This window comes from Actinomadura sp. HBU206391, from assembly GCF_014323665.1.
Lineage (GTDB): Bacteria > Actinomycetota > Actinomycetes > Streptosporangiales > Streptosporangiaceae > Actinomadura_C.
The window spans coordinates 12,955-26,391 of record NZ_JABVEB010000030.1; the positions used below are offsets into that span (position 1 = coordinate 12,955).

Annotated in this window: 13 protein-coding genes and 1 riboswitch; of the genes, 2 read left to right on the forward strand and 11 right to left on the reverse strand. The window is 70.0% G+C overall.

Translation table 11 applies throughout. From position 1 onward, the window contains the following. Positions 1-196: 196 nt before the first annotated feature. From HKK72_RS13135 to HKK72_RS13145, 3 genes are all read right to left on the reverse strand, one after another. Complete coding sequence (locus HKK72_RS13135) at positions 197-694, reverse strand: RDD family protein (RefSeq protein ID WP_315987217.1); 498 nt, start codon at positions 692-694, stop codon at positions 197-199. Then, complete coding sequence (locus HKK72_RS13140) at positions 685-1,344, reverse strand: RDD family protein (protein ID WP_261986776.1); 660 nt, start codon at positions 1,342-1,344, stop codon at positions 685-687. Before HKK72_RS13140 ends, HKK72_RS13135 begins: the two co-directional genes overlap by 10 nt. Positions 1,345-1,408: 64 nt before the next feature. Then, positions 1,409-1,927, reverse strand: a complete 519-nt coding sequence (locus tag HKK72_RS13145) for an amino-acid N-acetyltransferase (RefSeq protein WP_410050299.1) — start codon at positions 1,925-1,927, stop codon at positions 1,409-1,411. 390 nt (positions 1,928-2,317) lie between these two features. Next, a riboswitch (cyclic di-AMP (ydaO/yuaA leader) is annotated at positions 2,318-2,478 on the forward strand. A gap of 105 nt (positions 2,479-2,583) precedes the next feature. Here HKK72_RS13145 and HKK72_RS13150 point away from each other — a divergent pair. Next, positions 2,584-3,516: a C40 family peptidase gene (locus HKK72_RS13150; protein WP_187234610.1), complete on the forward strand. Its 933-nt coding sequence runs from the start codon at positions 2,584-2,586 to the stop codon at positions 3,514-3,516. A 227-nt stretch (positions 3,517-3,743) separates the two neighbouring features. On the opposite strand, the gene HKK72_RS13155 is transcribed toward HKK72_RS13150, so the two are convergent. Continuing rightward, positions 3,744-4,028 (reverse strand): LuxR family transcriptional regulator, encoded by a 285-nt coding sequence (locus HKK72_RS13155; RefSeq protein ID WP_222720650.1) that lies wholly within the window; start codon positions 4,026-4,028, stop codon positions 3,744-3,746. Positions 4,029-4,502: 474 nt separating this feature from the next. Here HKK72_RS13155 and HKK72_RS13160 point away from each other — a divergent pair, with 474 nt between their 5' ends. Further along, the gene (locus HKK72_RS13160) at positions 4,503-5,507 is read left to right on the forward strand and encodes a LacI family DNA-binding transcriptional regulator (protein WP_187234612.1); all 1,005 of its coding nucleotides are present in this window, start codon (positions 4,503-4,505) and stop codon (positions 5,505-5,507) included. Positions 5,508-5,561: 54 nt separating this feature from the next. Here the strand turns inward: HKK72_RS13160 and lysX are convergent, their stop codons facing one another. The 7 genes from lysX to HKK72_RS13195 all read right to left on the reverse strand — a co-directional run bounded on the left by lysX (position 5,562) and on the right by HKK72_RS13195 (position 13,306). Further along, positions 5,562-7,088, reverse strand: coding sequence for a bifunctional lysylphosphatidylglycerol synthetase/lysine--tRNA ligase LysX (gene lysX, locus HKK72_RS13165; protein WP_187234613.1), 1,527 nt, complete (start codon positions 7,086-7,088; stop codon positions 5,562-5,564). A 72-nt stretch (positions 7,089-7,160) separates the two neighbouring features. Continuing rightward, entirely contained in the window at positions 7,161-7,949 is a 789-nt protein-coding gene (locus tag HKK72_RS13170; protein ID WP_187234614.1) for a type III pantothenate kinase, read from the reverse strand. Positions 7,950-8,081: 132 nt separating this feature from the next. After that, entirely contained in the window at positions 8,082-9,071 is a 990-nt protein-coding gene (gene nadC, locus HKK72_RS13175; protein ID WP_222720651.1) for a carboxylating nicotinate-nucleotide diphosphorylase, read from the reverse strand. Further along, on the reverse strand, positions 9,068-10,885 hold the full coding sequence (locus HKK72_RS13180; protein ID WP_187234615.1) for an L-aspartate oxidase: 1,818 nt from the start codon (positions 10,883-10,885) through the stop codon (positions 9,068-9,070). The genes nadC and HKK72_RS13180 overlap by 4 nt, the downstream gene beginning before the upstream one ends. Before the next feature lie 75 nt (positions 10,886-10,960). Further along, positions 10,961-11,428, reverse strand: coding sequence for an aspartate 1-decarboxylase (gene panD, locus HKK72_RS13185; protein WP_187234616.1), 468 nt, complete (start codon positions 11,426-11,428; stop codon positions 10,961-10,963). After that, positions 11,428-12,345, reverse strand: coding sequence for a pantoate--beta-alanine ligase (panC, locus tag HKK72_RS13190; protein ID WP_187234617.1), 918 nt, complete (start codon positions 12,343-12,345; stop codon positions 11,428-11,430). The genes panD and panC overlap by 1 nt, the downstream gene beginning before the upstream one ends. A gap of 37 nt (positions 12,346-12,382) precedes the next feature. Then, positions 12,383-13,306 carry a Rossmann-like and DUF2520 domain-containing protein gene (locus HKK72_RS13195; RefSeq protein WP_315987218.1) on the reverse strand — a complete coding sequence of 308 codons (924 nt, stop codon included), beginning with the start codon at positions 13,304-13,306 and terminating at the stop codon, positions 12,383-12,385. Between the last annotated feature and the right edge of the window lie 131 nt (positions 13,307-13,437).

Here is a 13,437-nt window from a genome sequence, read left to right on the forward strand (position 1 = left end):
AGCGCCGCGATGCCCTGTGAGATCACTCCGAAGCAAGCGATTTCCACCGCCTGCGCAGGAGCGTCACCGGACGGGCGCGGGCCACCGACGCAGTGATTCTCGGGCACCGCAGGCGCAGAAAATACCGGTTCCAACGTCCCCTTAACCGGTGCCCAACATGTCCGCTCGATCCCTATTAAGCCCTACGCGGCAAGGCTTAGCGGCCAGTCCTCACCCGTACGACGAACGTACGGGCGACCCGGTCGTGCAGCGCCTGTCGCCGGGGCCGCTCGAACAGCAGGGCCGCGTTGCCGACCCAGAAGAGCCCGGCCATCACGCCGAGGACCGGCACCGGGCGCGCGGCGATGGGCAGCGCGTAGACGGCCGATCTGAGGACGGCGCGCCCGACGCCCAGCCGGCCCTCCTCGGGCCCCTCGGGGCCGGCGGGGACCACGGCCACGCCGGCCAGCCGTTTGCCGAGCGTCCGGCCCCACCGTGCGAGCTGCACGGATTCGTAGACGAGTAAGAGCCCGGCCAGTCCTACCGAGGCCACGATCTCAGCGGTGACCTGCGGCAACGTGGCCCGCGCGATCAGTACCACCGGCAGGCCGACGACGAGCGTGTCGACGATCCGGGCGAGGAGGCGCTGCCCCGGGTCGGCCATCTCGCCGACCCCTGGGACAGGGCTTCCGGCGGCCGGTCCGGCTACTCCCACTCGACTCGATCGTCGATCACAACGGTCCCGGCGAAACGGTCGTGCACCGATTGGTGCAGCGGCCGGTCCCAGATCGCCCACAGATACGCCACCAGGGTTCCGAGCGACACCAGCAGCAGCCCGTAGGCCGCGAAGTCGAAGACCTTCACCGTCAGGATGAGGAAGAAGAAAAATCCCAATTGGTAGCCGACGTGGTTGATCGCCGGCCGCCAGACGGCGGTGAAGACGTCCAGCGGATCACCCGCCGGGTCCACCTTTACGACACGCAGACCGAACCACCGTTTGCCGAGGGTCTGTCCCCACACGGCGAGCTGGACCGCCTCATACAGGAAGGGCAGAACAGACAGGACCGTGAACAGGACGAAGATGATCGGCCAGGTCCAGACACCGCCCTCGTCCTTGGCCTTGCTGCCCGCACTGTCCAGGCCCAGGGCGCCGATCGCAATCGGGAGAATGAGCGCGAATCCGAAAACAGCGACGAGTGCGTTGTCCATGACCCGCGCGCCGGCGCGGCGGTGAATGGGCGCCAGCGGTAGATCCCCCGCGGGGGAGGGCTCAGCGGGATATGAACCGTACGAGTCGTACGACGCTTCGTGCCCGTAGTGATGCTGCCGCTGGGGCTCACCGTGCGAGGGAGGCTGACCGTACATCGAGGCTCCGTAAGGCGGCCGTCCCGACCGCTGGGGCGAGTGCGGGCGCCCGCCATAAGGGGGTTCACTCATCTTCATCCTCCAAGCGGAGCAACATCCGGGTATTCCCCAACGTATTAGGCTTCACCCGGTCAAGGTCGAGAAACTCCGCCACACCTTCGTCATAAGAACGGAGAAGCTCCTCGTAGACCTCAGGGGAAACCGGGGTCCCGTGGATCGGCTGGAAACCGTGTCGCACGAAGAACCCCACCTGGAACGTCAGGCAGAACACCCGGCGCACGCCTAGTTCACGAGCGGTCTCGAGGAGACGGTTCACGATACGGTGCCCGATCCCCCGACCGCCACAATCCGGATCCACCGCCACCGAACGGACCTCGGCAAGGTCTTTCCACATGACGTGGAGGGCGCCGCAGCCGACCACACCGCGCTCCGCGTCGTCGGCGACCCAGAACTCCTGGACGTCCTCGAAGAGCGTCACGACGCTCTTTCTCAGCATCCGCCGTCCCGAACCGGCATAAAGATCGACGAGCCGGCCGATGGCCGGGACGTCAGAGGTGCGCGCCCGCCGGATCGTGACTTCCACAAGCAGGTGAGGTTAGTGCCCCGGAGCGATCGGCCGGACACGAACCGTCCCGCACCCACGGCGCGGGCGATGCCGCGGGACGGCGGCCGTCCGACGGGCCGCACCCGGGCGACGTCGCCGGTCACCGCCCGTCGTCGCTCGTCAACGCTCTTTTACCGCCCGTCGGCAACTAATTACGTGCGGCGATCGATCGAAGTGACCCTGGTACAAACAGGTGCAGGCAACGCGGTTCAGTTTCACATAGGTGATGAACCTCACATCACAGATGAGCGACAAAGGCCAGAGAGTTCAGTCACCACTCCGCTACCACCTGCGATTTCGCATGTTCCGGTTGGCATTCGCTCCAGACTCCGTTAATCTCCAGCGCTGTCATCAGCAGCCACACGAGTGGCTGCAGACCCGCCGAGTCCACGGAGCGCATCCAGCGCTCCGGGAGCCGGGGACCCACCTCCCCTGGGGTGAATCCATGCATGCCCACACGCGTGCCACTGGTAGGGCTGCTCCGGCCCGAACCCGTCAGCTAACCCGGTAGGCGGCTGAGGAGAGGAGTTTTAGTGGAGCCAGCGCGCCCCAAACGCGTGCACGTCGGTCAGCGCGCATCCCGGTCGGAAGCTGCTGCCCTTGGCCGTACCCGGCCTGGGCCGTTCCGGAACCGGATGGTCGCGATCGCCGGCGCTTTTTTTGCGTTCACCCTCGTCCTCCCCAGCGGCGTCGGACATGCCGAGCCCGAGCCGACGGTCAAGGAGCTCAAGGCCCAGGCCACCAAGCTGGCCAACCAGCTCGAACAGCTCTCCGAGCAGTTCAACGGGCTCAAGGTCCGTTTCCAGCAGGCGCAACGCGCCGCCCAGGTCGCCGCGGAGAACGCGCGTCGCCAGGAAGTGGCGCTGCAGGCCGTACAGCAGAAGGTGGGACGCCTCGCGGCCGACAGCTACATGAAGGGCGGCGTGGACGACACCGTCGCCTTCGCCACCGCGCAGGACCCGCAGGCGATGCTCGACCAGGCCGCCACACTGCACTTCTTCGCCGCCCAGGACGGCACTGAGGTCCAGACCCTCGCCCAGGCCATGCAGGCCACCCAGCGGGCTCGTAAGGCCGCTCAGGACCGTGCCAACCAGGCGCAGAGCCTCAAGTCCGAGATCGAGAAAAAGAAGAAGAAGGTCGAGGCGCTCTACGACAAGGTCCGCGGCAAGCTGATCGACCGGGCGCCCGGGCAGCTCGCCAGCCTCCCGGTCACCGGCAACGGCAAGGCCGCCCAGGCACTGCGGCTCGCCATGAGCAAGATCGGCAGGCCGTACGTCTGGGGCGCCGCCGGGCCGAGCACGTTCGACTGCTCAGGCCTGATCATGTGGGCCTACCAGCAGGTGGGCATCAACCTGCCGCACTACACCGGCAGCCAGTGGACCGCCGGCACCCGCATCGGGCGGGACGAGCTCCAGCCGGGCGACCTGGTGTTCTTCTACGCCGACCTGCACCACGTGGGCATGTACGTGGGCGGCGGCAACATGCTCCACGCACCCCAGACCGGTGATGTGGTGAAGATCAGCCCCATGGGCGGCCGGCCCTTCGCCGGCGGCGTCCGGGTGGCCTGAGCCGCTCATCGGCGGACGAACGCACGCGCAGGCGCGCCGAAGCGCGCACGCAGAACGTCGGCGAAGCCCCGGTGGGGCCGGTCTCCCCAGAGACCGGCCCCACCGCACGCCGGTCGGGCTCCGCTTCCCCCGGAAGCGAATGCCCGCAATGCAAGCCGTTCAGCCCCGAAATCAGACCGTTCAGCAGGTGCAGGTCGTTCAGCAGGACCACCGCAGCGGTCCCACCGCTAGATCAGTTGTCTTCGCGCCGCCCACACAACGGCCTCGATAGGGGTGTTGACCTCGAGACGGTCACAGATCGTCCGCAGCCGTCGCCGCAGAGTCCTCGCGCTCAACTCGAGCTTGCGTGCCGCCACATCCGCCGTGACCCCACTGGCGATCTGCGCGAGCAATCTGAGCTCCTCCTCGTTCAGATGTGTGTCATCTGTGCCACGGCGTGTGAGTGTGGCCTGTTCCACTCCGTCCTCCCTCGTCCGCTGTGTTGACCGCGGGGATGCAGCACGTCGCTGCATAGGCACGGGTAGGCCTTGATCGATGCGCAGTTTTTCGGCGAGCCCAGAGTCGGCTGGCCCCAGGCCGGTCATTGGGTTGCGTAGGTGGCCGGAGTCGGCCGTTCGACCGGTCGCGAGGCGTCGTGGGGGAACTCTGGTTAACGGCTCAGGCGTTGGCCCGGCGAGCAGAGGCGCGACCTCGGGTGCACGAGGAGACGCCCCGGTCACGCCGGTGGCGAGGACGTGATCTCCGGGGTGGGTCGTAGTTGCAGCCTTTTCCACCCGTCCCCTCACGTCCGCCGCCCAGACCGAGACCGTGAATCGTTTCAAGCTACGCTTCGGACCGGAACGCTAGGCGGCCAGATCCGGACCGTCAAGCGCTCAAAGATAACAATGTGCGGGCATAAGACTCTGTACAGTTACATAGCACCGCCGGGTTTGTCCCCGGCACCCGGCTAACCTGCGAAAACTCATCGAGATTCGGCGAGGAGTGCGTTGCCGCAAGCCAGCATCCGCGAGGTCGCGAAGCGTGCCGGAGTTTCAGTTGGGACAGTTTCGAATGTCCTAAACCGGCCAGATCTCGTGGCCGAAGAGACCCGTGTTCGAGTCCTTTCAGCGATCGATGAGCTCGGTTTCGTACGGAATGAGTCGGCCCGCAGGCTCCGGCAGGGGCCGCCGGCGCGGAGCCGCGCGTTCGGCGTCCTGATCGAGGACGTCGCCAACCCGTACTACACCGACGTCGCCCAGGGCGCGGAGTCGGCGTTGAACGCTGAGGGCGTCGACGTGATCTGGTGCACGAGCAACGGCTCCGCGGACAAGGAGCACCGCGCCCTGGAACTCCTCGTCGAGCAGCGGGTGGCCGGGGTGCTCATCACGCCGATCGGCCTCGGTGACGACCGGCTCGCCCGGCTGCACGCCCAGGGCATGGCCGTCGTCGTCCTGGATCGCCATCAGCACCCCGCCGACGTCTGCTCGGCCCGGGTCGATCATGTCGCGGGCGGCGAGATCGCCGTCGACCATCTGCTCAGGCTCGGCCACGACCGCATCGCCTTCGTCACCGGCGGACCCGACTCCGATCCGGCCAGGGAACGGCGGGACGGCGCCGTACGGGCGCTGGCCCGGGCCGGGGGAAGGGAACTGGTCTCGGTGGTGGAGGCCACGATGACCGCCACCGCGGGCCAGCAGGCCGCGCGCCGGCTGCTCGACATGGCGCCCGCGCCCTCCGCCGTGTTCTGCGCCAACGACCTGCTCGCGATCGGGGTGATCAACGAGCTGCTGCGATACGGCGTCAAGGTCCCCGAGGAGATCGCCGTGATCGGCTACGACGACATCGAACTCGCCGCGACGGCGGCGGTGCCGCTGACGACGGTGCGGCAGCCCCGGCATGAACTCGGTCGGGCCGGGGCCAGGCTGGCGCTGGCGGAGGCGCGCGAGGGCGTCGACCACCGGCATCGCCACGTCGTTCTGACGCCCGAGCTAATTATCCGTAATTCCGGTTGAATGTCCTCGGCGTCCGTATTACTGATGCCAGTCCGTATTACCGCAAACAGCGCGCTACTCGGGCTTGACGAGCGGGAAGAGGATCGTCTCGCGGATGTTCTTACCGGTGAAGGCCATAATCATCCGGTCGACACCGGCCCCCATTCCGCCGGTCGGGGGCATCGCGTATTCCAGCGCCCGCAGGAAGTCCTCGTCGAGCTGCATCGCTTCGAGGTCACCGCCGGCCGCGAGAAGGGACTGCTCGGTGAGCCGGCGCCGCTGCTCAATGGGATCGATCAGCTCGGAATAGGCCGTGCCCAGCTCGGTGCCGAAACCGATGAGGTCCCACTTCTCCGTGAGCCGCGGATCGTCGCGGTGCTGGCGCGTGAGCGGAGAGGTCTCCAGCGGATAGTCCATGACGAACGTCGGCTGCACGAGCGTGTGCTCGACGAGCTCCTCGAAGATCTCCTGTACGAGGCGGCCCTGACCCCACTTGGGGTCCCACTTGATCGACCGGGCGTCGGCGTACCGGCGGACCTTCTCCAGCGGCGTGCCGGGGTCGACCTCCTCGCCCAGCGCCTCGGAGACCGATCCGTACAGGGTGATCCGCGGCCATGCCTTCAGACCCAGATCGATCTCGTGCCGCTCGGTCTCGCCCCCGCGGCCGGGCCCCACCGGGGCGTCGTGCTCGACCACCGTCGTGCCCAGCGCCGCGACGACCGCCTTCTGGTACATCCGCTGGGTGAGGTCGGCCATGTCGTTGTAGTCGAGGTAGGTGCCGTAGGCCTCGACCATCGTGAACTCGGGGTTGTGCGTCGAGTCCGCGCCCTCGTTGCGAAAGGTACGGCTGATCTCGAAGACCTTGTCGATGCCGCCCACGACGAGCCGCTTGAGATACAGCTCGATCGCGATCCGCAGGTACAGATCCATGTCGTAGGCGTTGATGTGGGTCTTGAACGGCCGGGCCGTCGCGCCGCCGTGGATCGGCTGGAGCATCGGCGTCTCGACCTCGAGATAGCCCTCGTCGTGCCAGAAGTCGCGTACCGCCCGCACCGTGTCGCTGCGCACCCGGGCCAGCCGGCGCGCCTCGTCGTTGACGATGAGGTCGACGTAGCGAAACCGGACCCGGGCCTCGGGGTCGGTCAGCCCGGCGTGCTTCTCCGGCAGCGGCCGCAGGCACTTGGAGGTGATCGCGAAGCCGTCCGCCATGATCGACAGTTCGCCGCGCCGTGAGGTGATGACCTCGCCCTCGACGCCCACGTGGTCGCCGAGGTCGACGTCCCGCTTCCACGCCTCGAGCACCTCGGTGCCGACGCTCGCCAGCGACAGCATGATCTGGATGTCGCCGCTGCCGTCGCGGATGGTGGCGAAGCACAGTTTCCCGGTGTTGCGCGCGAGGATCACGCGCCCGGCGACGCCGACCTTCTCACCGGTCGCGACGTCCGGCTCCAGGCCTGCGTGCTTGTCGCGGACCTCCGCGATCGTCGTCGTACGCGGGAAGCCGACAGGGTAGGGGTCGACGCCTCTTTCCCTGAGGCGGGCCAGCTTGTCCCTGCGGACCCGCATCTGGTCCGGCAGGTCGTCGTAGGTCTCTTCGCTCACGGCAAGAGGCTATCGAGCCCGTCGCACGGCGGGCGAATCGCTTTCTCCACGACTCGCCCACGACACGGCGGGTCAGGACCCGGTCACGTTCCGCTCGTAGACGAGGCGCAGGCCGATGAGGGTGAGCCAGGGCTCGAAGACGTCGATGCTGCGGGCCTCGCGCAGGACCAGTGGGGCGAGGCCTCCGGTGGCGACGACGGTCACGTCGTCGGGGTTGTCTGAGAGCTCCTCCGACATCCGCTCCACCACTCCGTCGACCTGCCCGGCGAAGCCGTAGATGATCCCCGACTGCAGCGCCTCGACCGTGTTCTTGGCGATCACGCTGCGCGGCCGGATCAGCTCGACCTTGTGCAGCTGGGCGCCTCGGGCCGACAGCGCGTCGACCGAGATCTCGATGCCTGGCGCGATCGCCCCGCCGACGTACTCCCCCTTGGCCGAGACGGCGTCGAACGTCGTCGCCGTGCCGAAGTCCACGACGATCACCGGGCCGCCGTACAGGTGGATCGAGGCGAGTGCGTTGACGATGCGGTCGGACCCGACCTCCTTGGGGTTGTCCATGCGGACCGGGACCCCGGTCTTCACCCCCGGCTCCACGATGACCGCGGGCACGTCGCCGTAGTAGCGGCGGCACATCTCCCGCATCTCGTGGAGTACGGACGGCACGGTCGAGCACAGCGCGATACCGCTGATGTCGGTGCCGGCGAGGAGCGGGCTCTGCTGCACGAGCCCTTGGAGGACCACCGCGATCTCATCGGCGGTACGCCGCTCGTCGGTGTTGATCCTCCAGTGTTCGATCACCTCCTCGCCCTCGAACAGCCCGAGGACGGTGTGGGTATTGCCAACGTCGATCGTGAGCAGCATCAGATCCCCGCCGTGTTCATGGTCGCGTCCTGCGCCCTGCGTTGCTCCGTGGTCTCGTCCGGGCGGCCGACCGAATCCCCGCGCGGCGACCGGTCGCGTGCCCGTGCGCGCCGCCGACCGCCCGCTCCCCCGTCAGCTCCCGCTCCGAGGGACGAAGTCGAGGCCGATGTCGAGAGCGGACGCCGAATGCGTCAACGCGCCCACGGCAAGGTAGTCCACGCCGGTCACGGCCACGTCTCGGGCCCTGTCGACGGTGAGCCCGCCGCTGGCCTCGAGCTCCGCGCGGTTGCCGGCCATGCCCACCGCCTCCGTCATCTGCTCGTCGGTCATATTGTCGAGCAAGATCGCTGTAGCGCCGGCCCCCAGGGCCTCTTCGACCTGTTCGAGCGTGTCGCACTCGACCTGGACCAGCAGATCGGGGAAGCGGGCCCGGATGGCCTCGTAGGCCTTCGTCACCGAGCCGGCCGCGGCGACGTGGTTGTCCTTGACCAGGGCGGCGTCCTGCAGGCCCATCCGGTGATTGACGCCCCCGCCGCACCTGACGGCGTACTTCTGCAGCGACCGGAGCCCGGGCAGGGTCTTGCGCGTATCGCGGATCCGGGCCTTCGTGCCCTCGACCGCGTCCACCCAGCGCCGGGTGGCCGAGGCGATCCCGGACAGGTGGGTGAGCAGGTTCAGCACCGTACGTTCCGCGCGCAGCAGCGCTCGGGTGGGCCCGGTGACGGTGAGCAGCACGTCGCCGGGCGCGACCCGGTCGCCGTCGGCGACCCGGGCCTCGATGCGGAACGGCGCCGCGCCGCGGCCGGAGCCGGCCTCCCCAGCGCCGCTGCCGGAACCGACCTCGCCGCTGCCGGAACCGACCTCGCCGTGGCCGGAGCCGACCTCGCCGGTGCCGGCCCGCTCCGCGAGGACCGCGAAGACCGCTTCGGCGACCGGCAGCCCGGCGACGACACCGTGCTCGCGCGCCGTGAAGTCGCCAGTGGAGATCTCCTCCGAGGTGAAGATCGGCTCACTGGTGACGTCGACCGCACCGTCCTCGGCCAGCGCGATGGAGATCAGGTCGCGCACCGCCTGCGGATCCAGGCCGGCGTCCCGCAGGCGCCCGGCGAGCTCGGGTGTCATCTCGTCTCCTCCAGCCGATCGCCGCCGCGCTCGTCGCCGGCGGCCGTCCTCCCGGCCCGTGCCCGGGCCCGTTCTCCTGCCCGCGGCCGGTCAGCGGCCGTCCCCCCGGGCGATCCATGGACCGCCCGGGGTTCGTACGCGGTGGTCAGACCGGCACCGTCGAGGCGGGTCACGAGGTTGCCCTGCCAGGCGGCGTCGTCGAGGCCGGGAAAGTCCTCGCGCCAGTGGCTGCCGCGGGTCTCCTCGCGCCTGAGGGCGGCCCGTACGATCGCGGTCGCGACGGTGTGCAGGTTCGTGGCCTCCCACGCCGCCACCCCCGGCTCGTCGCAGCGGCGCCCCGCCAGGGCCGTCAGCTCGCGCTCCGCCGTCCGCAGTCCCTCGGCGCTGCGCAGCACGCCGGAGTGATCGGTCATGACGCGCTGTACCTCCGCGCGGACGCCCGGCTCCAGCAGGCCCCCATCCGCCAGCGGTGATCTCGCGGTCGGTCCCGCCACCGGGACCCGCCGGGCGGCGGTGCCGCCCTCCGCCCGCGGTGATCCCTCGGTGGCGCGAGACGCCGACGCCGGATCCGCGGGTTCGCAGCCGAGGGCCGTGCCGATCCGCTCGGCGAAGACCAGTCCTTCGAGCAGCGAGTTGGACGCCAGCCGGTTCGCGCCGTGCACCCCCGTACAGGCCACCTCACCGCAGGCGTACAGCCCGGGCACCGACGTACGGCCCCACAGGTCCGTGCGCACCCCTCCGCTGGCGTAGTGCGCGGCGGGCACCACCGGGATCGGCTCGGTGACCGGGTCGACGCCGTGGTGACGGCAGCTGGCCAGGATCGTGGGGAACCTGCGCTCCCACACCCGCTCGCCGAGATGGCGGCCGTCGAGGAACACGTGCGACGCGCCGGTCTCACGCATGCGGTTCATGATCCCCTTGGCGACGACGTCCCTCGGGGCGAGCTCGGCGAGCTCGTGCCGCCCCACCATGAAGCGCTCCCCGGCGGCGTCGACGAGATGGGCGCCCTCGCCCCGCACCGCCTCGGAGATCAACGGCTGCTGGCCCCGGGCGTGGTCACCGAGCCACAGCACGGTCGGATGGAACTGGACGAACTCCAGATCGGCGGCGTCGGCGCCCGCCCTGAGCGCCAGGGCGACCCCGTCCCCGGTGGACACCTCGGGGTTCGTGGTGGCCGAGAAGACCTGCCCGAGACCGCCGGTGGCGAGCACGACCGCCCGCGCCCGTACGGCGCCGACGCCGTCGCACTGGCCCTCGCCCATCACGTGCAGCGTGACCCCGGCGGCGCGCCCCTCCGACACCATGAGGTCCAGCACGAGCGCGTGCTCGATCACGTCGATGCCGCCGGCCGCTTTGCAGGCGGCGAGCAGGGCCCGGCTGATCTCCGCCCCGGTGGCGTCGCCGCCGGCGTGCGCGATGCGCCGCCGGTGGTGCCCGCCCTCCCGGGTCAGTGCGATGGCGCCGTCGCCCGTACGGTCGAAGTCGGTTCCGAGTTCGATGAGCCGCCGTACGGCCTCGGGCCCCTCGGTCACCAGCGTGCGCACGGCCTCGGGATCGCACAGGCCCACCCCGGCGGTGAGCGTGTCGCGCAGATGCTCTCCCGGGCTGTCGTCGGGGGCGAGCGCTGCGGCGATACCGCCCTGCGCCCAGCGGGTCGAGCCCTCGTCGAGCAGCGCCTTGGTGACGAGCAGCACTCTGCCGTGCGCACGAGCCCGCAACGCGACGATGAGCCCGGCGATGCCCGAGCCGATCACCACGACATCGGCGTCGACGGTCCAGCCTGGGTCGGGAGCGCTCAGCCGACGCGGGATCATTGACCCTCCTCGGGGGGTGACCTTTTTCGTCACTATGACATTAACCCACGAGGGCCACGGGACCCGAGCCCGGGGTCAGCCACCGACCGGCGACCCGTCCGGCACACCCGTCCCAACCCCACGGGCCCCATGCGGGACGGCGTCGCCGCGGATCAGGTCCGTGCCCGGCACCGGCTCGGCCGGGTCGGACCCGAGCTGAATGATCTTGTTCGTACGGTCGACGTGGACCACTCGCGGCTCGAAGGCGCGGGCGTCCGCGTCGCTCATCGACGCGTAGCTGATGATGATCACGAGGTCGCCCGGCTGGACCAGCCTGGCGGCGGCGCCGTTGATGCCGATCACGCCGGTGCCCCGCTCGCCCGCGATGACGTAGGTCTCCAGCCGGGCGCCGTTGTCGATGTCGACGATGTGCACCTGCTCGCCCGGCAGGAGGTCGGCGGCGTCCATGAGGTCCCGGTCGATGGTCACCGAGCCCACGTAGTGCAGGTCGGCCTGGGTAACGGTGGCCCGGTGGATCTTCGACTTGAACATCGTGCGGAACATCAGGAGTCCTTCGTGGAGAAGACGGCACCCCGCGCCGCGCCGGCCGCGTCGGTCACCGCCGCCGGGAGGCTCAGGGGCATGTTGTCGATCAGGTGGGTGGCTCCGACCCGGCCCGCGACGACGAGCACGGCCGGGCCGGCATGGAGGGCGTCGACGTCGGTGAACGTGGCCGGGTCGACGAGCGAGAGATAGTCCAGCGACAGCGGCGGATCGGCCTTGGCGGCCGTGTCCAGCACCGCCTGCGCCGCCCGTACGACCGCCTCGGGGCCTTCGGCGACCGCCTCGGCGCCGGCGCCGAGCGCGGCCGACAGGGACAGCGCGGTGCGCCGCTCGGCCTCGGACAGGTAGCGGTTGCGGCTGGACAGCGCCAGGCCGTCCGGCTCACGCACGGTCGGGCAGCCGACGATCGCCACCGGCAGATCGAGGTCGCGGACCATCCTGCGGATCATGGCGAGCTGCTGCGCGTCCTTGTCGCCGAAGACCGCGTGCGTCGGGCGCACCAGGTTGAACAGCTTGGTGACGACGGTCAGCACGCCGTCGAAGTGACCCGGCCGGTGGATCCCCTCGACGATCTCGCCCATCCGCCCGGAACTGATCCGCACCTCGGGCTCGGACGGGTACATCACCCCGGGCTTGGGAGCGAACACCAGGTCGACCCCCTCGTCCGCGCAGGCCCGCAGGTCGGCGGCCAACGTGCGGGGATAACGATCGAGGTCCTCGCCCGGGCCGAACTGCAGCGGGTTGACGAAGATGCTGACCGCGACCACGTCGGCGATCTCACGGGCCCGGCGGATCAGCGACCGGTGCCCCTCGTGCAGTGCTCCCATGGTCGGCACCAGCGCGAGGGGCCAGTCCCGGATGCCCGCTCGCGCTGCGGCGAGCTCCTCACGGGTCTCGGCGACAAGGGGTTTCACCATCTGCGTCCCTTCCACTGCGTCCCTTCACTTGCGCTCATCAATCCGCCAGCGCCTCGAGGAGGCGCTCGGCGTCCGCAGGCTTGAGCAGCCCGGCGGCCAGCGCCCGATCGGCGGTCAGCCGGGCGAGGGCGACATAGGCCCGTCGCCCCTCAGGAGAGACCTTGGCCAGCTCGGCGATGTGGTCGGCCACGGTCCCCGCGTCGCCGCGGGCCACCGGGCCGGTGAGCCCGTTCATGCCGAGCCGCAGCGCGTTGTCCAGGGCGGCCCCGAGCAGCGGGCCCAGCATCCGCGCCGGGTCCTCGACCCCCGCCCTGCGCAGCAGGTCCATCTGCTCGGCCACGAGGGTGACCAGATGGTTGGCGCCGCCGGCCAGCGCCGCGTGGTAGAGAGATCGGCGATCCTCGGGAATCCACACCGGCTCACCGCCCATCTCCACGACCAGCGCCTCGGCCACCGGCCGCAATGGCTCGGGCGCCGTCACGCCGAAGGCGATACCGGCCAGCCGGTTCACGTCCTCGGAGCGGCCGGTGAACGTCATTGCCGGATGGACGGCCAGCGGCAGCCCGCCGGCCCGCGTGGCCGCCTCGAGCACACCGACGCCGTACCGCCCGCTGGTGTGGACGAGCAGCTTGCCGGCGACCGGGACGTCCGTGGCGATCAGCCCGGCCACGAGCGGCGGCAGCGCCTCGTCTGGCACCGTGAGCAGCACCAGATCGGCGGCCGCGACCACGCCCTGGGGATCGGTCAGGGCCACGCCTGGCAACCGCTCGGCGGCCCGGTGCCGGGACTCCTCCGACACCGCCGACGCGGCCACCACATGGTGGCCGGCGAGCGAGAGGGCCGCCCCCAGCGCCGTGCCGACCCGGCCCGCGCCGATCACACCGACGGCGAGCCTGCCGGGCCGGTCCTCGGGTCGTTCCCCGCCCGCGGGTAGGGGCGAGGGCACATCGAATGCGTTCACTGCGTTCCAGTCCTCTGCCGGGGTACCGGACGTGCGCGAACCAGATTACTTCCTCCCGGGCGCGGCCACTCGGCCGCCCGGTGTCAATCAAGGATCAGGGCGGGTGGAGGTGCCCTGATCCTTGATCGATG